General features: G+C 70.6%; 16 protein-coding genes. 5 read left to right on the top strand and 11 right to left on the bottom strand.

Annotation, left to right across the window (positions count from 1 at the left end):
• Position 1: 1 nt before the first annotated feature.
• A complete protein-coding gene (locus AXZ95_RS07760) occupies positions 2–364 on the bottom strand; it encodes a twin-arginine translocase TatA/TatE family subunit (RefSeq protein WP_018190462.1) in 363 nt (120 codons plus the stop codon).
• A 97-nt stretch (positions 365–461) separates the two neighbouring features.
• Between AXZ95_RS07760 and AXZ95_RS07755 the strand changes: the two genes are divergently transcribed.
• Positions 462–1,094 (top strand): class I SAM-dependent methyltransferase, encoded by a 633-nt coding sequence (locus AXZ95_RS07755; protein ID WP_018190461.1) that lies wholly within the window; start codon positions 462–464, stop codon positions 1,092–1,094.
• A 77-nt stretch (positions 1,095–1,171) separates the two neighbouring features.
• Here AXZ95_RS07755 and AXZ95_RS07750 read toward each other — a convergent pair whose 3' ends face one another.
• The 3 genes from AXZ95_RS07750 to dapE form a co-directional block, all read right to left on the bottom strand.
• Positions 1,172–1,345 (bottom strand): DUF3117 domain-containing protein, encoded by a 174-nt coding sequence (locus AXZ95_RS07750; RefSeq protein ID WP_018190460.1) that lies wholly within the window; start codon positions 1,343–1,345, stop codon positions 1,172–1,174.
• 68 nt (positions 1,346–1,413) lie between these two features.
• Complete coding sequence (locus tag AXZ95_RS07745) at positions 1,414–2,679, bottom strand: hypothetical protein (protein ID WP_018190459.1); 1,266 nt, start codon at positions 2,677–2,679, stop codon at positions 1,414–1,416.
• Positions 2,648–3,745 carry a succinyl-diaminopimelate desuccinylase gene (gene dapE, locus AXZ95_RS07740; protein WP_018190458.1) on the bottom strand — a complete coding sequence of 366 codons (1,098 nt, stop codon included), beginning with the start codon at positions 3,743–3,745 and terminating at the stop codon, positions 2,648–2,650. Before dapE ends, AXZ95_RS07745 begins: the two co-directional genes overlap by 32 nt.
• Before the next feature lie 17 nt (positions 3,746–3,762).
• Here dapE and dapD point away from each other — a divergent pair, with 17 nt between their 5' ends.
• Positions 3,763–4,773 carry a 2,3,4,5-tetrahydropyridine-2,6-dicarboxylate N-succinyltransferase gene (gene dapD / locus AXZ95_RS07735; protein WP_018190457.1) on the top strand — a complete coding sequence of 337 codons (1,011 nt, stop codon included), beginning with the start codon at positions 3,763–3,765 and terminating at the stop codon, positions 4,771–4,773.
• 99 nt (positions 4,774–4,872) lie between these two features.
• Here the strand turns inward: dapD and AXZ95_RS07730 are convergent, their stop codons facing one another.
• Genes AXZ95_RS07730 through pdhA form a run of 3 tightly spaced genes read right to left on the bottom strand, consistent with a single transcriptional unit; the run spans position 4,873 to position 8,494 of the window.
• Positions 4,873–6,312 (bottom strand): dihydrolipoamide acetyltransferase family protein, encoded by a 1,440-nt coding sequence (locus tag AXZ95_RS07730; protein ID WP_018190456.1) that lies wholly within the window; start codon positions 6,310–6,312, stop codon positions 4,873–4,875.
• Positions 6,312–7,322: an alpha-ketoacid dehydrogenase subunit beta gene (locus AXZ95_RS07725; protein ID WP_026307126.1), complete on the bottom strand. Its 1,011-nt coding sequence runs from the start codon at positions 7,320–7,322 to the stop codon at positions 6,312–6,314. Before AXZ95_RS07725 ends, AXZ95_RS07730 begins: the two co-directional genes overlap by 1 nt.
• Positions 7,319–8,494 (bottom strand): pyruvate dehydrogenase (acetyl-transferring) E1 component subunit alpha, encoded by a 1,176-nt coding sequence (gene pdhA / locus AXZ95_RS07720; protein ID WP_018190454.1) that lies wholly within the window; start codon positions 8,492–8,494, stop codon positions 7,319–7,321. Before pdhA ends, AXZ95_RS07725 begins: the two co-directional genes overlap by 4 nt.
• 184 nt (positions 8,495–8,678) lie before the next feature.
• On the opposite strand from pdhA, the gene AXZ95_RS07715 reads away from it, so the two are divergent.
• Positions 8,679–9,143 carry an Lrp/AsnC family transcriptional regulator gene (locus tag AXZ95_RS07715; RefSeq protein WP_018190453.1) on the top strand — a complete coding sequence of 155 codons (465 nt, stop codon included), beginning with the start codon at positions 8,679–8,681 and terminating at the stop codon, positions 9,141–9,143.
• A gap of 144 nt (positions 9,144–9,287) precedes the next feature.
• Here the strand turns inward: AXZ95_RS07715 and AXZ95_RS07710 are convergent, their stop codons facing one another.
• Positions 9,288–11,576, bottom strand: a complete 2,289-nt coding sequence (locus AXZ95_RS07710; protein WP_018190452.1) for a polyribonucleotide nucleotidyltransferase — start codon at positions 11,574–11,576, stop codon at positions 9,288–9,290.
• Positions 11,577–11,920: 344 nt separating this feature from the next.
• On the opposite strand from AXZ95_RS07710, the gene AXZ95_RS07705 reads away from it, so the two are divergent.
• Complete coding sequence (locus AXZ95_RS07705) at positions 11,921–12,400, top strand: hypothetical protein (RefSeq protein WP_018190451.1); 480 nt, start codon at positions 11,921–11,923, stop codon at positions 12,398–12,400.
• A 12-nt stretch (positions 12,401–12,412) separates the two neighbouring features.
• On the opposite strand, the gene AXZ95_RS07700 is transcribed toward AXZ95_RS07705, so the two are convergent.
• Together AXZ95_RS07700 and AXZ95_RS07695 are read right to left on the bottom strand one after the other, a co-directional pair.
• Positions 12,413–13,171, bottom strand: a complete 759-nt coding sequence (locus AXZ95_RS07700; RefSeq protein WP_018190450.1) for a fructosamine kinase family protein — start codon at positions 13,169–13,171, stop codon at positions 12,413–12,415.
• Positions 13,168–13,602: a VanZ family protein gene (locus tag AXZ95_RS07695; protein WP_043742074.1), complete on the bottom strand. Its 435-nt coding sequence runs from the start codon at positions 13,600–13,602 to the stop codon at positions 13,168–13,170. The genes AXZ95_RS07700 and AXZ95_RS07695 overlap by 4 nt, the downstream gene beginning before the upstream one ends.
• Before the next feature lie 18 nt (positions 13,603–13,620).
• On the opposite strand from AXZ95_RS07695, the gene AXZ95_RS07690 reads away from it, so the two are divergent.
• Positions 13,621–14,841: a low temperature requirement protein A gene (locus AXZ95_RS07690; protein WP_231374380.1), complete on the top strand. Its 1,221-nt coding sequence runs from the start codon at positions 13,621–13,623 to the stop codon at positions 14,839–14,841.
• A gap of 246 nt (positions 14,842–15,087) precedes the next feature.
• On the opposite strand, the gene AXZ95_RS07685 is transcribed toward AXZ95_RS07690, so the two are convergent.
• On the bottom strand, positions 15,088–17,052 hold the full coding sequence (locus AXZ95_RS07685) for a family 43 glycosylhydrolase (protein WP_243737913.1): 1,965 nt from the start codon (positions 17,050–17,052) through the stop codon (positions 15,088–15,090).
• Positions 17,053–17,368 lie beyond the last annotated feature (316 nt).

The following is a 17,368-nucleotide window of genomic DNA, read 5'->3' as shown; positions in this document are numbered from 1 at the left end:
GTCAGGTGGACTCGGTGTCGTACGGCGGGATCGCCCCGGCCGTCAGCGGCAGCTTCCGCTGCGCGTACGCGGACTGCGTCACCGGCTTGATCGCGCCGGCGGCCTCCGGGCCGTCCTCGAGCAGTGCTTCGCGGATGATGCGGCGCGGATCGTACTGGCGGGGGTCGAGCTTCTTCCAGTCGACCTCGTCGAACTCGGGGCCCATCTCATCCCGCATCCGGTCCTTCGCGCCGTTGGCGAAGTCGCGCAACGACCGCACCAGCTGACCGAGCTTCGCGGCGTACGCGGGCAGGCGCTCCGGGCCGATGACGAACGCGGCGATCACCGCCACGATCAGCAGCTTGTCGAAGGTCAGCCCGAACACGTTTCCAGGGTATCGCGGCGATGCCTGCACGGATGCCGCATGAGCCCGCCGTATCCTGTGAAGAGGCCCGCGCCCGAGGCCGATCGACGGGAGTGCAGTGTCAGACAAGGACTCGAACTGGAGATTCGCCGACGACATCGTCGTCGAGAGCGATGTGATCGCCCGGGCACGGCAGCAGTCGCTCGAACTGGGCATCGACCCCATCTCGCCCGCGACCGGCGCCCAGGCGGCCGTCGTCGTGGCGGCGACGCGCGCTGAGAACGTCGTGGAGATCGGAACCGGCGTCGGTGTCTCGGGCCTGTGGCTCCTCACCGGCGGCACGGACGCACAGCTCACCTCCATCGACGTGGAGGTCGAGTACCAGCAGCACGCCCGCGCGTTCTTCACCGAGGCGGGGCTGCCGTCGAACCGCGTGCGGCTCATCCCGGGTCGTGCGCTCGAGGTGCTGCCGCGCATGAACGAGAACTCGTACGACATCGTCTTCATCGACGCCGACCCGCAGTCCGTCATCGAGTACGTCGAGCACGGGCTGCGCCTGGTGCGCCCGGGCGGAACGGTGCTCGTCGCCCGCGCGCTCTGGCGCGGACGTGTCGCCGACCCGGCGGCGCGTGACGAGGTCGCGACCGGCTTCCGCACGCTCATCACCGAGACGTCCGCGTCCGGCGCGGTCATCAGCGCCCTGTCGCCGGCCGGCGAGGGGCTGCTGCAGATCACCAAGCTCGCGCCGTAGGCGACCGGCCCACGGGCCAACAATGCGAGAAGGGCCCCGATCGATTCGATCGGGGCCCTTCTCGGTACAGCGTATGGTCAGGCGGAGGTCACGACGCTGGCAAGCGCGTCGTGGAGCTCTTTGGCTTCCGCGTCGTTGACGGAGACCACCAGTCGTCCCCCACCCTCGAGCGGCACACGCACGATGATGAGCCGTCCCTCCTTCACAGCCTCCATCGGCCCGTCCCCGGTCCTCGGCTTCATGGCCGCCATGCAGCTCCCCTTTCGTGGATGTCCTTCTATTATCCGACATCGTTGCCGACGTGCGGAAATCGGAGGGATCACGGAGGTGACCAGTCGTATCCGTTGATGAACCAGCAGACGGCGACCCAGCCCACTTGCAGGGCGATGAACAGGGCGACGATCGCCACGCGGTAGACGCGGCTCCGCGGCAGGGCGAGCGCGCCGAGCAGGGGGAACAGCGGCATCAGCAGCCGGAACGTGCTCGACTGCGGGAAGAACACGGCGAGCAGGTAGAGCGAGTACGCGGCCACCCAGAACCGCAGGTCGACGCCGAGCCTCCGCACTGCCGGGGAGAACAGCAGGATGCCGAACAGCGCCACGATGACGACCAGCGCGACCATGCCCACCCAGCCGGGGATGCCGAGCATCGCGCTCGCCCACCAGTCGGCCCCCTGGAACCAGGGCGTGAACGGCACCAGGTGCGTGTACCCGATGTACGCCGACCGCCAGGCCAGCTCCGTGTCGGTGTAGGCCGTGAGCGAGCCCGTCCCGATCGCGGCGATCGCCGGCCAGGCGAGTCCCGCGAGGCCGCTGAAGACGGCGAGCGAGACGCTGAGCACGCGCTCGCTCACCGGGAACGGGTCGTCGCGCCGCCGCATCCACCGGTATCCGACGTGCAGCACGAGGGCGAGGGCGAACGCGAGCCCCGACGGGCGCGTGAACGCCATCGCCAGGACGACAGGGAACAGCCAGGCGTATCGCCGCTCGACAAGCAGCAGCAGCGCGGTCACGAGCAACAGGACGTACAGCGACTCGGCGTACGCCACCTGGAACAGGGGCGAGACGGGCGCGACGCAGAACAGGACGACCGCGAACAGGCTGGTCGAGGCGCCCAGGCCCACGCGCCGCATCAGCTGATGGAACACCAGGGCCGCCCCGGCGCCCGCCGCGAACGACACCAGCACCGCGGCCATCGGCCAGGGAAGCCGGGTCAGGAACATGACCGCATCCACGAGCCCCGGGTAGCCGGGGAGGAACGCCCACGCGTTCTCGGCGACATGCACACCGTCGGTCGTCGGAAGGCCGGCGGGATAGCCGGAGCCGGCGACGATCTCGTACCAGCGCCCGTCCCACAGGTTCGCGAACGAGAAGTAGTCGGGCGACGCGCTCGTCCAGGCGTTCGCGCCCTCCGCGGCGGCGAAGCTCAGGAGGATCACGGTCGTGACCGCGCGCGCCCCCAGATAGATCAGGAGGACCCGCACCCACCACAGCGTCCACCACGGGCCGCGGGCGACCGCCCGGCCGCCCGCCGCATCCGGCAGCGCCGTGGAGTCAGCGCGCGCCGGCGCCGGTGAGCCAGGCACGCAGCCCCTCCTCGACCGCGACGATCTGCTCGACGTCGACGCGCTCGTCGTCGGCGTGCGCCTTCAGCGGGTCGCCGGGACCGTAATTGACCGCGGGGATGCCCATGGCGCTGAACCGGGCGACGTCCGTCCACCCGTACTTCGGCTTCGCCACACCGCCGACCGCGGCGACGAACTCCTGCGCGAGGGGCGCATCCAATCCCGGGCGGGCGCCGTCTGCACGGTCGACGACCGTGATCTCGTAGTCGCCGAACAGCTCGTGCATGTGCTCGATGGCCTCGTGCGACGAGCGCGACGGAGCGAAGCGGTAGTTGATGTGGACCATGCACTCGTCCGGGATGATGTTGCCGGCCACTCCCCCGGAGATGCCGACCGCATTGAGGCCCTCCTTATAGACGAGCCCGTCGACCTCGACCTCACGCGCCTGGTAGCCCGCGAGGATGTCCAGGATGGGCGCGGCCTTGTGGATGGCGTTGTCGCCGACCCAGCCGCGGGCAGAGTGGGCACGCAGGCCGTAGGTGCGCACTTCGACGCGGAGGTTGCCGTTGCAGCCGCCCTCCACGACGCCGTTGCTCGGCTCGCCGAGGATGCCGAAGTCGCCGACGAAGAGGTCGGGCCGGTTGCGGGCGAGGCGGCCGAGGCCGTTCAGCTCGGCGTTGACCTCCTCATGGTCGTACCACATCCACGTGACGTCGACGGAGGGATCGGTCAGCTCGGCGGCCAGCTTCAGCTGCACGGCGACGCCGGCCTTCATATCCACGGTTCCGCGGCCCCACAGATAGCGGATGCCGTCGTGCTCCTCGAACCGCGTCGGCAGGTTGTTGTTGAGCGGGACGGTGTCGATGTGCCCGGCGATCAGCGCGCGCCGGCCGCGGCCCAGGTTGGTGCGCGCGACGATCGCGTCGCCGTCGCGGATGACCTCCAGGTGCGGCAGGCCGGTCAGCGCGGCCTCCATCGCGTCGGCGAGGGTGCCCTCCCCGCCGGAGACGGACTCGATGTCGCACAGCTGGCGTGTGAGGTCGATGGACGAGGCGGTCAGGTCGAGGGGAACACTGCTGATCTGCACCCTACTAACCTAGGGGCATGCCCTCTGCCGTGCCTGAAAATTCCGCCGCGCCCCGCTCCACCGACGTCCGTTCCACCGACGTCCGTTCCGCCTGGGGCTACGGGCTCGCGACGGTGTCCGCCGATGGAACCGTACTCGACACCTGGTTCCCCGAGCCCCAACTCGGCAGGCTGCCGGCAGGCCGCGACCGCTGGATCGCCCCGGCCGAGCTCGAGGAGCTGGCCGGCGACGACCCGCGCCGCGCCGTGCGCGTCGACATCGTGACGGTCGAGATCGAGCTGGATGCGCCTCCCGCCTCCACGCCCGACGCGTACCTGCGCCTGCACCTGTTGTCGCACCTGCTGGTGCAGCCCAACGGCCTCAACCTGGACGGCGTGTTCGCGCACCTGCCCACCGTCGCGTGGACGAACGCCGGACCGGTGAACCCGGCCGACCTCGACCGGTTGCGTCCGCGCCTGCAGCGCGCCGGCATCCAGGTCTCGGGCATCGACAAGTTCCCACGGCTGCTCGACTACGTGACGCCGGAGCGCGTGCGCATCGCCGACGCGTCCCGGGTGCGCCTCGGCGCGCACCTGGCACCCGGCACGACCGTGATGCACGAGGGATTCGTCAACTTCAACTCCGGCACACTCGGCACCTCGATGGTCGAAGGCCGCATCTCGCAGGGCGTCGTCGTGGGCGACGGCTCGGACATCGGCGGCGGCGCATCCATCATGGGGACGCTGTCCGGCGGCGGAACGCACCGCGTCTCGATCGGCGAGCGGGCCCTGCTCGGCGCGAACTCCGGCATCGGCATCTCGATCGGCGACGACTCGGTCATCGAGGCCGGTCTCTACGTGACCGCAGGAACCAAGGTCGTGCTGGTCGGCGAGGCGCCGACCGCCGACGGCCGCCCCCGCACGGTGAAGGCCGCCGAGCTGTCCGGCCAGCCCGGCCTCCTCTTCCGCCGCAACTCCCTCACGGGAGCCGTGGAGGTCCTCCGCCGCAACGGCACCGGCGTGGAGCTCAACGCCGCCCTCCACGCCTAGCCCCCGCTCCCCCTCCCCCTTCCCCCCACCGTCGAGTCCGCAAACTTTGCACGCTCGCGCGGCGTTTCGCGTGCAAAGTTTGCGGACTCGACGGGGGGGCTAGACGAGGGTGAGGACGGAGGCGGGATCGGCGAGGATGCGGCCGATGTCGGCGAGGAAGCGGGAGGCCTGCTCGCCGTCGACGATCCGGTGGTCGAACGTCAGCGCGAGAGTGAGCACCTGGCGGAGCGCGATGCCGCCGTCGTGCTCCCACGGCTGACGACGCACCGCGCCCACGGCGAGGATCGCCGCCTCTCCGGGCGTCAGGATGGGCGTCCCCGCATCCACGCCGAACACGCCGACGTTGGTGATCGTGATCGTGCCGCCGCTGAGGTCCGCCGGGGCGGTCCGACCCGCCCGCGCGATCTCGGCGAGGCTGCGGATCGCGCCGGAGAGGCCGCCGAGCGTCATGCCGTCCGCGTCTCGGATCACCGGCACCATCAGCCCGCGCGGCGTCGCCGCCGCGATGCCGAGATGCACGTACTCCGCCTGCACGATCTCGTTCGCGGCGTCGTCCCACCGGGAGTTGACCTCCGGTGTTCGCCGCACCGCAAGCAGCAGCGCCTTGGCGACGACGGCCAGCAGCCCCGGCCGCGCCTCGGCCAGCTCGGGCAGCGCGCGCAGTCGCGAGATCAGCTCCATCGTCGGCGTCACGTCGATCGCCAGGAACACGGTCGCCTGCGGCGCACCGAACGCGCTCCGGACCATCGCGTCGGCGGTCGCCTTGCGGACGCCCCGGATCGGGATGCGCTTCTCGCGCGCTCCCGCAACCACCGTGGCCGCGCCGGCCGCTGTCGCGGAGCCGCTCCCCCGCTGTTCTACGTACTGCTGCACATCCCCACGCGTGATCAGCCCGCGGTCACCCGAGCCGGCCACCGACGCCAGGTCGACACCGAGCTCGCGCGCGAATTTGCGCACCGGTGGGGTCGCGCGCGGACGCTCGGCCAACGCGGTCGCCGTCGCGCCCGCGTTCGGGGCCGGCGAGGCAGCTGAGGCAGGCGCAGCCACACTCGTCACGGCCGTCTGGGCCGTCACGGCCGTCTGGGCCACCTGGGCCGTCGCGACCGAACCAACACCCGCCGCCGCACTTCCGGCCACGGCCAACCCCGGCCGTGCCCTCCGCGCCGGGCGCGCACCCGACTCCGGCCGCGCGCCATAGCCGACCAGCGTCGGCTCGCGGCCGTCCGCCGACGCCGACGGACCCGTCTCCGACGCGGGAGCAGCAGGAGCCGCCGGCGCGTCCCCCTCCGACTCGCCCGCATCCACCTCGAACGCCACGAGCGGCTCGCCGACGGCCACCGTGACCCCCGGCTCGACGAACAGGCGGGAGACGCGCCCGTCGTACGGCGCGGGCAGCTCGACGAGCGCCTTGGCCGTCTCGACCTCGGCGATGATCTGGTTGAGCTGCACGGTGTCGCCGACGGCGACCTTCCAGGCGACCAGCTCCGACTCGGTCAGTCCCTCGCCGAGGTCGGGCAGCGCGAACTCGCGGACGGCCATCAGTCCTCCACCCCGCTCAGCGAGTTCGGGCGGTCCATGGCGCGGTCGATGCCGTCCAGGATGCGGTCCAGGTCCGGCAGGTGCGCCGACTCCAGGCGTGCCGGCGGGTACGGGATGTCGTGCCCGGTCACACGCACCGGCGCGTGCTCCAGGTGGTAGAAGCACCGCTCGGTGATCGACGCCGAGATCTCGGCGGCCAGCCCTCCCGACAGCGCCGCCTCGTGCGTCACCACGAGACGGCCGGTGCGCTTCACCGACGCGACGACCGTGTCGAGGTCGAGCGGCGACAGCGAGCGCAGGTCGATGACCTCCACCGACACGCCCTCGTCGCCTGCGGCCACGGCCGCGTCGCGCGCGAGCTGCACCAGTCCACCGTAGGTGACCAGGGTCACGTCCGTGCCCTGCGTCAGCACCCGCGCTGTGCCCATCGGGCGCGCGTCGGCGAGCGGGGCGTCCTCATCCACCTCGCCCTTGGCGTGGTATCGGCGCTTCGGCTCGAAGAACAGCACCGGGTCGTCCGACGCGATGGCCTGCTGGATGAGCGTGAACGCGTCCTGCGGATCGGACGGGCTGACCACTCGCAGCCCGGCGGTGTGCGCGAAGTACGCCTCCGGCGAGTCCGAGTGGTGCTCGGCCGACCCGATGCCGCCCGCGAACGGCACCCGGATCACGATCGGCATGCGCACAGCACCCTGCGTCCGGTAGTGCATCCGCGCGACCTGGTTCACGATCTGGTCGAAAGCCGGATAGATGAACCCGTCGAACTGGATCTCCACCACCGGCCGGTACCCGCGGTACGCCATTCCGACCGCCGTGCCGAGGATCCCGGACTCCGCGAGCGGCGAGTCCATCACCCGGCGCGGCCCGAACTCGGTCTGCAGGCCGTCCGTGACGCGGAAGACGCCGCCGAGCGTGCCGATGTCCTCCCCCATCAGGACGACGTGGTCGTCGGCCGCCAGCGCTCGCCGGAGCCCGGCATTGATGGCCTTGGCCATGCTCAGTGAGGTCATCGTCCGTCGCTCCCCACGAAGGTGCGCAGGTAGCGCGAGTAGTGGTCCCGCTGGCGTGTGAGGCCGGTGTGCGGTTCGGCGTACACGTTGTCGAAGACGGTGAGGGGGTCGGGGTCGGCGAGCGTGGTGATGCCCGCGCGCATCTCTGCCGCGACGGCGTCGGCCTTCGCGGTGATCGCCGCGCGGCGGTCGTCCGTGAGGGCTCCCTGCGCGACGAGGTACGCCTCCACCCGGGCGAGCGGGTCCTTGCCGCGCCAGGCGTCGAGTTCGGACGCGTCGCGGTAGCGGGTCGGGTCGTCGGCGGTCGTGTGCGGTCCCATCCGGTACGTCACCGCCTCGATGAAGGTGGGGCCGCCGCCCGAGCGGGCGCGGTCGAGCGCTGCGCGCGTCACCGCGAGCACCGCCAGCACGTCGTTGCCGTCGACCCGGACGCTCGGCACGCCGAAGCCGGGCGCGCGGTCGGCGATGGGTCGCTGCGCCTGCAGCGACACCGGCTCCGAGATCGCGTACTGGTTGTTCTGGCAGAAGAAGATCACGGGGGCCGCGTAGGTCGCAGCGAAGATCAGCGCTTCGTTCACATCCCCTTCGCTGGTGGCGCCGTCGCCGAAGTAGGCGACCGCCACGGCGTCGGTGCCGTCGGCCTGGATGCCGAGGGCGTAGCCGGTCGCGTGGAGGGTCTGCGCGCCGATGATCACCTGCGGGGTGGCCATGTTGATGTCGTACGGGTTCCAGCCGCTCTGGGTCGTGCCGCGCCAGACGCGCAGCAGGTCGACCAGGCCGGCGCCGCGGCAGTACGCGACGCCGTGCTCGCGGTAGCTGGAGAAGACGAAGTCGTCGGTGCGGAGCGCGCGCCCGGAGCCGATCTGGGCGGCCTCCTGACCCAGCAGCGGCGGCCAGAGACCGAGCTCGCCCTGACGCTGCAGTGCGGTCGCCTCGGCGTCGATGCGGCGGATGACCTGCATGTCCTCGTAGAGCGCGAGCAGCTGGTCGGTTCCGATGTCGGAGACCCAGGCGTCGTAGCGGTCGTCCTCGTGCCGGACGCCGTCGGAGTCGAGGAGGCGGACGAGCCCGAGATCACCGAGTCCGGCTTCGCCGAGCCGGAGCTCGTCCATGGCACCGAGGTCCGTGTGGGAGCCGCCCCGACGGGTGGCGGGCTGATTGTCGATCGTCACGGTTCACGCAACCTTCACTCTCGCGCCCGGCCGACGCTGCTTGTGGCGCGCACGACCGGCTTCCGGCCCCTTCGCCGGAATTAGGTGGAAGGCTACGCTGCGCGATCAGCGCGCACAACCATCGGCGTGTCGACCGTGCAGGATGCACTATCCGGCCGGACTCACTGCTGCTAGGTTTCACACTATGCGCAGCTTCGACAGCACCGACCGCCGCATCCTTCTGGCCCTCGCGGACGACCCCCGATCGACGAATGTGTCCCTCGCCGATCGGCTCGGCCTCAGCCGCAACACGGTCCAGGCGCGGGTCGCCGAGCTGGAGCGCAGCGGCGCGTTCCTGTCGTTCGAGCGGCGCATCTCCGCCCGGGTCGCCGGGTATCCGCTGGCCGCCTTCGTCAATGTGCACGTGCGGCAGCAGCGGCTGGCGGCGGTCGTAGAGAGTCTCGCCGCCATCCCCGAGATCGTCCAGGCGCACGGGCTGTCCGGCCCGTCCGACCTGCTGCTGCGCGTCGTGTGCGTCGACGCGGAGGACCTCTTCCGCATCACCGGCATCATCCAGTCGACGGATGGCGTCGACCGCGCCGAGACGTCCCTCGACATGGGCGAGCTCATCCCCTACCGCCTGCGCCCCCTCCTCACCCGCGACGCCTGACCCGCTCCATCAGCTCCTGAGTTTTTCGGGTCGACACGCGGCATCCGGGCCGAAAAACTCAGGAGCTGATGGCGTGAATGCCGAGCCGGACGCACGAAGGCCGCGCCGACAGAGTCGACGCGGCCTTCGGTGAGGTGCGAGAGCTTACGCCTCGGCGGGAGCCTCCACGGGGGCGGTCTCGGCGGGGGCCTCTGCGGCCTCCTCCGCGATCACCGGAGCGAGCGACAGCTTTCCGCGGTCGTCGATCTTGGTGATCTCGACCAGGACCTTCTGTCCGACCCCGAGCACATCCTCGACGTTCTCCACGCGCTTGCCACCGGCGAGCTTGCGGACCTCCGAGATGTGCAGCAGGCCGTCCTTGCCCGGGAGCAGCGAGACGAACGCGCCGAACGCGGCGATCTTGACGACGGTTCCGAGGAACTGCTCGCCGACCTCCGGGTTGGTGGGGTTCGCGATCGCGTTGACCTGGGCGCGGGCCGCCTCGGCCGAGGGGCCGTCGGTGGCGCCGATGTAGACGGTGCCGTCCTCCTCGATGGAGATCTCGGCGCCGGTCTCGTCCTGGATGCCGTTGATCGTCTTGCCCTTCGGGCCGATCAGCTCGCCGATCTTGTCGACCGGGATCTGGACCGAGATCACGCGCGGCGCGGTCGGGGCCATCTCATCCGGACGGTCGATGGCGGCGTTGAGCACGCTCAGGATGGTGGTGCGGGCGTCCTTCGCCTGCTTCAGCGCGCCGGCGAGCACCGACGACGGGATGCCGTCGAGCTTCGTGTCGAGCTGGATCGCGGTGACGAACTCGCTGGTTCCGGCGACCTTGAAGTCCATGTCGCCGAGCGCGTCCTCCGCGCCCAGGATGTCGGTGAGCGCCGCGTAGCGGGTCTCACCGTCGACGACGTCGGAGATCAGGCCCATGGCGATGCCGGCGACCGGGGCGCGCAGCGGCACACCGGCGTTCAGCAGCGACAGGGTGGAGGCGCAGACGGAGCCCATCGAGGTGGAGCCGTTGGACCCGAGGGCCTCGGACACCTGACGGATCGCGTACGGGAACTCCTCGCGGCTCGGCAGCACCGGCACGAGGGCGCGCTCGGCGAGGAAGCCGTGCCCGATCTCGCGACGCTTCGGCGACCCGACGCGGCCGGTCTCACCGGTCGAGTAGGGCGGGAAGTTGTAGTGGTGCAGGTAGCGCTTGTGCGTCACCGGCGAGAGCGAGTCGATCTGCTGCTCCATCTTGAGCATGTTCAGCGTGGTGACGCCCAGGATCTGGGTCTCGCCGCGCTGGAAGATCGCCGAGCCGTGGACGCGCGGGATGACCTGCACCTCGGCGTCGAGCGGACGGATGTCGGTGAGGCCACGACCGTCGATGCGGATGCCCTCGCGGAGCACGCGGCCGCGCATGACGACCTTCGACACCGACTTGTAGGCGGCCGAGAACTGCGACAGCGTCTCCGCGGGCAGGACTCCCGCCTCCACCTTCTCGGTGAGGGCGACCTTGACACGCTCCTTGAGGGCGTCGTCGGCGTTCTGGCGCTCGATCTTGTCGGCGATCTGGTAGACGTTCACGAGCTCGTCGTAGGCGAGGCCGGCGACGTTGTCGTAGGTCTCCTGCGAGTAGGGCAGGAACACCGGGTAGTCGGCGATGGCCTTCGCGGCCTGCTCGGCGATGACGTTCTGCGCGCCGACGAGCTGGCGGATGAACGGCTTGGCCGCCTCGAGGCCCTGCGCGACGATCTCCTCGTTCGGCTTGACCGCTCCACCCTGGATGAGGTTCCAACTGTTCTCGGTGGCCTCCGCCTCGACCATCATGATCGCGACGTCGCCCTCGGAGCCGTCCTCGTTGGTGAGGACGCGGCCGGCGACGATGAGGTCGAACACGGCCTCCTTGAGCTGCTCGGCCTTCGGGAAGGCGATCCACTGGTCCTCGTGGGTGCCGTTGCCGGGGATGAGCGCGAGGCGCACACCGGCGATCGGGCCGGAGAACGGCAGACCGGAGATCTGCGTGGATGCGCTGGCCGCGTTGATGGCGAGCGCGTCGTAGAACTCGTCCGGAGCGATGCTCAGGACGGTGATGACGATCTGCACCTCGTTGCGGAGGCCGTCGACGAACGACGGGCGCAGCGGGCGGTCGATCAGGCGGCACACCAGGATCGCCTCGGTGGAGGGGCGGCCCTCGCGCCGGAAGAACGAGCCGGGGATCTTGCCTGCGGCGTACGAGCGCTCCTCGACGTCGACGGTCAGCGGGAAGAAGTCGAAGTTGTCCTTCGGGTGCTTGCTGGCGCTGGTCGCGCTCAGAAGCATGGTCTCCTCGTCGAGGTACGCGGCGACGGCGCCCTGCGCCTGCTGGGCGAGGCGTCCGGTCTCGAACCGGACGGTACGGGTGCCGAAGCGGCCGTTGTCGAGAACGGCTTCGGCGAATTTGATTTCAGGACCTTCCAAGAGGTCTGTCTCCTTTGTTTAACGTCGCTGTCCCGTGTGGACGCGACTGTCATTCAAGGAGCAGGAACAGGCAGTTCGACACGTCGTGTGTACGCGGCATCCCATGCGGATCGCGTGGGCTGAGCCCGTCTGGCCATCAGTAGAAATACACGGTTGCGGGCCGCTCTCGCTGCCACCGCATCCGGATACCACCACCGAGGACCAGCTCCTGCCAGCCTGCTCCGGGTTCCTTCTCGGTATTGAGTTGGATGGACGGCGCTCGGCCGACCACCAGCATCCTATCAGTCGCAGCCCGTGCCAGGATGGGTGGAGGCCGTCAGCGAGCCGGGACGAGGGGGATTCCGATGGGCGAGACACCACGGTCGGCGGGCGCGTCGACTCTTTCGGGGGATGCGCTGCTGCCCGCCGTTCCTGGAGCGACGATCCTCATCCGGGTGCGCCGGCTCATCAGTGCGACCGCACTCGTCGCCGTCGGCTACGGCTTCCTGTCGAACGGCTCCCGCGCTTTCTGCCCGGGCGCAGGACCCGCGGCGGAGAGCTGCGTCAGCCTCCAGCTCCACCCGAGCCCGTTCGTGTTCGCGGCACTCGCCTTCGTGGTGTTCGTGGCGATCGGACGCGTGCTGCGGCGTGCTCGCACCGAGGCGGACGCCCTCCGCACCCTCGATCGCGCTGCGCTCGTCGGCACCGCGATCGCCGGGGTCAGCCTGCTGATCGGCGTCGTGTGGTTCGGCCTGATCCCACTGGAGTCGTGGAACGGCAGCGCGACCTACATCTTCCCGTTCCCCTTCGCCTCCGTCGACCTGACGGTGACGCCCGCCTCCTGATCCGCGTGCCGCTCAGAGCGCCAGCGTCGCGCGCGCGGCGTCGGTGAGCGCCCGGCCGTAGGACGGCCCGTAGCCGGCGGCGTGCACGGCGAGCGGGTGCAGCTGGTGCAGCGGGATGCGGTCCCGCCAACCGGCACGCAGCGGCCGGGCGGCGTCGTAGCCGTCGACAATGTCGTCGAGGTGCGGTGCGCCGAAGAGCGCGAGCATCGCGAGGTCGGTCTCGCGGTGGCCGCCGTGCGCGGCCGGGTCGATCAGCACGCCGCCGCGCGCGTCCCAGAGCAGGTTGCCGTTCCACAGGTCGCCGTGGATGCGCGCGGGCGGCTCGTCGTCGTCGAACTCCCCCGACTCCACGCGCTCGACGGCCGCACGGATCACCGGCAGCTGATCCGTGGTTACGCTCCCGGCATCCACCGCGATCTCCAGGTACGGCCGCACGCGGTCGCGCGCGTAGAACCGGCCCCAGCTGGACTCGTGCGCGATGGGGAGCGGGCGCTTCCCGATGAACAGCGGCCCGTCCCAGCCGTCCGGTGGCGCACCGAACGCTGCGGCCCCGGCCGCGTGCGTCAGCGCGAGCGCGGCCCCGAACGCCCGGGCGGCCTCCGCGCTCGCGCGCGTCTCGCGGATGCGCTCCAGCTCGATCCGTCCCGGGCCAACGGACGCGACGCCGACAACGCGCGCTCCTCCGTCCGCCTCCGGTTCGCCGAGCCAGCGAAGCCCGGCGGCTTCCGCCTCGAAGAACGCGTCGGGGGCGTCAGCCCGTTCCTTCGTCACCGTCTCCACGCGGCCACCCTACGACCGTCACGGACTGTGGGAAGGAGCAACGCGATCCCGACGCCCACGAGCGTCCCGAGCGTGTTCGCGAGCAGGTCGCTCGGGTCGCTGAAGCGCGCGGGCAGGAACAGCTGTGAGAACTCGATGACCAGCGTCGCGACGACGCCGATGGCGACCGCGAGCCACCACCGCCAGCGGCCGAGCAGCAGGGTGAACAGCAGCCCCATCGGCACGAACATGAGCACGTTGGCGGAGAACTCGGCCACGGCGTAGTCCACCCAGCCGAGGCCGGGAACCGCCGACACGAACCGCAGCAGCGACCGCAGGAGCGGGTTGCCCGCGGGGTTCCCGGGCGCCGGGTTCAGAGTGATCCACGCGACAGCCGCCAGGTAGGCGACGGTGACGGCGGAGAGCACGGGACGGCGGCGCATCCTCCTATGCTGGCGCACATGACCAGTGCGTTCCGCATCCGGATGACCGGCCGCTCCACCGACGAGCGCCACAGGGTGTCGAGCCCGCTCGAACTGCTCTTCGACCTGACCTTCGTCGTCGCGATCGCGCAGGTCGCCGGGCAGCTGGCGCACGCGGGCGAGAACGGGACCATCCTCGGGCACCTGCCGTTCTACCTGATGGTGTTCTTCGCCATCTGGTGGGCGTGGATGAATTTCACCTGGTTCGCCTCGGCCTACGACACCGACGACGTGCCCTACCGGCTGATGACCCTCGTGCAGATGGGCGGAGTCCTGGTGCTCGCGGCCGGCGTCCCCGCGGCGTTCGACCACGAGAACTTCACGGCGATCATCGTCGGCTACCTGATCATGCGGTTCGCGCTCGTCGGCCAATGGGTGCGCGCGGCGATCGAGTATCCGGAGGGGCGCAAGACGGCGATCCGGTATGCGGTCGGCGTCTCGGCGGTCCAGGTGCTGTGGGTGGCGTGGGGGTTCCTGCCGACGCAGATCGCCGTCGCGACCTTCGTGCTCGGCGCACTGCTCGAACTGGCGGTGCCGCTGTGGGCCGAGCGGCCCGGGATGACGAGCTGGCATCCGCACCACATCGCGGAGCGCTACGGGCTGTTCACGATCATCGTCCTCGGCGAGTCGGTGTCGGCCTCCGCGATCGGCGTGCAGAACGCGCTCGCGCAGTCCGGATTCAGCGCCGCTCTGGTGTGGATCGCGGTGGCCGGGCTGGTGCTCCTGTTCGCCCTGTGGTGGCTGTATTTCCTGGAGCCGGCCGCCGAAGGACTGCGGTCGCGACGCAACCGGTCGTTCTATTGGGGGTACGGCCATTACTTCGTGTTCGCGTCGCTGGCGGCGTTGGGGGCCGGGCTGGAGGTGGCGGTGCAGGCCGGCGCCGCGCACTCGGAGGCGTCGAACACGGCGGTCGAGTACGCGATGGCCGTTCCCGTCGCGGTGTTCCTGTTCATGCTCTACGTGCTGCACGCTCCGCTGGTGTCGGAAGTGGTCATCCGGCCGCTCAAGACGATCGTCGCGATCGCACTCGTGCTGCTTCTGCCGCTTGCGTCGCCGGTGATCGGCCTCGTCGGCGTGACGATCGGGATCGCGCTGGTCGCGGCCGCCCTCGTTGCGGTCACCCTGTTCGACCGGGCCGTCGCGGCGCGCCGCGCTGCCGTCCCTTCCTCCGCGCCCGCGTCTCCGTCACCTCGCGACTGAGCCCGGCGCACATTCGTGCCGAACGTCGCGCCCACCGAGAGCGGAGGCCGCCGGAGATTTGGCGCAAATCTCGGTTATGGGAGCGCCATAACGATGATTTGGCGCAAATCGTGCGGGGAGGGGCACCCCTTGCCGGAGCGGGGCGAGCGCGGGAGAGTCGGTGCATGAGCCACCGAGACGACCGCGCCGACCAGCTGACGACCGCCCCCGCCGCCGACGAGAGCGACGCCGACCCGCGGATCGAGGTCAGCGAAGGCTCGGAGGGGCGTCGCCGGATCGACGTGCGCGACGACGCGAAAGTCCGGCCGGGAGCGGACCCCGAGCACCGCTGAATCGCACAGTGACGCCCGCGGCCACGAGCAACGCCGCGAGTCCCGCGATCCAGGGCTCCCCCGTCGACCCGCTCGCGGCGAGCTCCGCCGTCGGGTCCGACGTCGCCGAGCCAGCCCCGACCGTCGCAGCCCCGCCGCCACCCGGTGCACCCGTGGCCGCATCCGCCCCGTACACCCGCACATAGTCGAACGTCGTCGTGAACCCTCCCGCCGCCATCGACACCAGCCCGAGCCGGGGAGGCGTCGCCTGCAGCGGTGTCGTCCAGGCGCCCGCCTCGTCCCACGTCGCACCGTCGTCCACGCTGGTGGATGCGGTGTAGACGTTCTCGGTCGCGGTGTGCGTCCTGCTCAGCCGCAGAACGGTCGCCTCCGCCACCGGGCCGCCGACGGCGTTTCCGTACGTGGGATACCCCGGACCTTCCGCCGTCTCCCGCTTGCCGAACTCGGTCTGCCGGGTCTCCCAGATCGACGTGACCGAGAGCTTCACGAAATTCGCGTCGTCCTGGTGGATGACCAGGCCGCCCTGCGCGTAGTTCTGGCAGCATCCCTCGCTCGGCACGGTGCTCGACACGCGCGTCTCGACGACGTAGTCACCGCTCGGCAGCGGCCGGAGGGGAAGGCCGGCGGCTCCCGGGTCGGGGCCGAGATCGGCCGCCTGGGTGTCCCAGTGCAACGCGCCACCAGAGAGGGATCGCGTCGCCGCGCCCGGGTCGCGCTCCCACGTCCAGGCGGGGTCCATCTCCGCACCGTCGAACTCGTCCGAATACCCGGAGAGGAGCGTTCCCCGGCTGAGCGGGGCGACGAACGTCGGCGCATACGCAGCCGGATCACCCGCCGTCACCACAGGAGCGGGCTGCGGCGAGTCCGACGGCCCCGCCCCGCCCCGCACCACCGGCCAGCCGTCCTGCCAGTCGAGCGCATCCATCAGCACCGGACGCTTGGTGTAGGTGCCACCGCCCGCGACGTACGGGTCGGTACGGTCGACCGCGTGGTACAGCATCCAGCGCTGGCCGGTCGCATCGACCGCGCTGGTGACGTGGCCCGTGCCGATCCAGCGGTTGCCGTTCTGGTGCAGCACCGGGGTGCCGCCGACGCGCGGGTCGAGCAGCAGTGCGCCGGTCCGGTCCTCGAACGGACCGGTGGGCGACGTCGAGCGTCCCGCGAACACGCCGTATCCCGTCAGCGGCCCCGAGCAGCAGTTGGTCGCCGAGCCGAGCAGGTAGAACCAGCCGTCGTGCTCGATCACGTGCGTGCCCTCGTAGCGGTTCCCGATGGCCACCTGCACCTGGCTGGCCGGGTCGGAATGCAGGCCGTCGGCGGAGAGCCGCCGCACGGACAGGCCGCCGTAGTAGCTCCCGAAATACAGGTAGTGCTCGCCGCCCGCGGTCACCAGCTCCGGGTCGAACACCCAGCGTCGGTCGGCCGGGTCGGCGCTCCCGGGTGACGGCATCGGCTCCACCACCGGTCCGCCTGAGTCGACCCAGGGTCCGGCGGGACTGGCGCTGGTGGCGACGCCGATCGCCGAGCCGCCACCGGGCGCCACGGTGTTCGTCGCCGTGTAATACAGCAGGTACCGGCCGCCGACGTACGCGACGTCCGGCGCCCACATGTCGCCGTCGCCGATCCAGGCGGGCTTGGTGGGCAGCGCCTCGCCGACGAACGACCAGTGCACGAGGTCGGCGGAGCGGTAGGTGGGGATGCTCGAGAAGACGAGCGAGCCGTCGGGATTGCGCAGCGACGAGTCGATGACGTCGCGCGTGCAGTACAGGTACCACACAGGATCGGACGGGTCCTCCGACCGGATGACGTCCGGGTCGGCGCACTGCTCGGCGAGCTTCCCGCCGCCCAGGTCGAGGGGCAGCGGATTGCTGTACGTCACGGTCGCAGCGGCGGCTGGATGCGTGGGAGCTGCCGCGATCACTCCCGCGGAAAAGGCCAGCGCTGTAATCGCGGAGAGGATGAACAGAGACAGTCGGCGCGGGATCACAACTCTCCTTTGAGACGGAACGTGCGCCTAACGCTACAGCGCTGTAAACGATCCGCCAAGAGCATGAAAGCACCACAGCGGGCATGGGGAGATTTGGCGCAAATCGTGGTTATAGACGCGCCATAACCGAGATTTGGCGCAAATCGCGGTTATGGACGCGCCATAACCGAGATTTGGCGCAAATCGTGATGCGTGCGGGAAACGCAGA

Source organism: Leifsonia sp. 115AMFTsu3.1 (assembly GCF_004362795.1).
Taxonomy (GTDB): Bacteria; Actinomycetota; Actinomycetes; order Actinomycetales; family Microbacteriaceae; genus Leifsonia.
The sequence above is the reverse complement of the archived record's forward strand: the minus strand, read 5'-3'. Positions and strand labels throughout refer to the sequence as shown.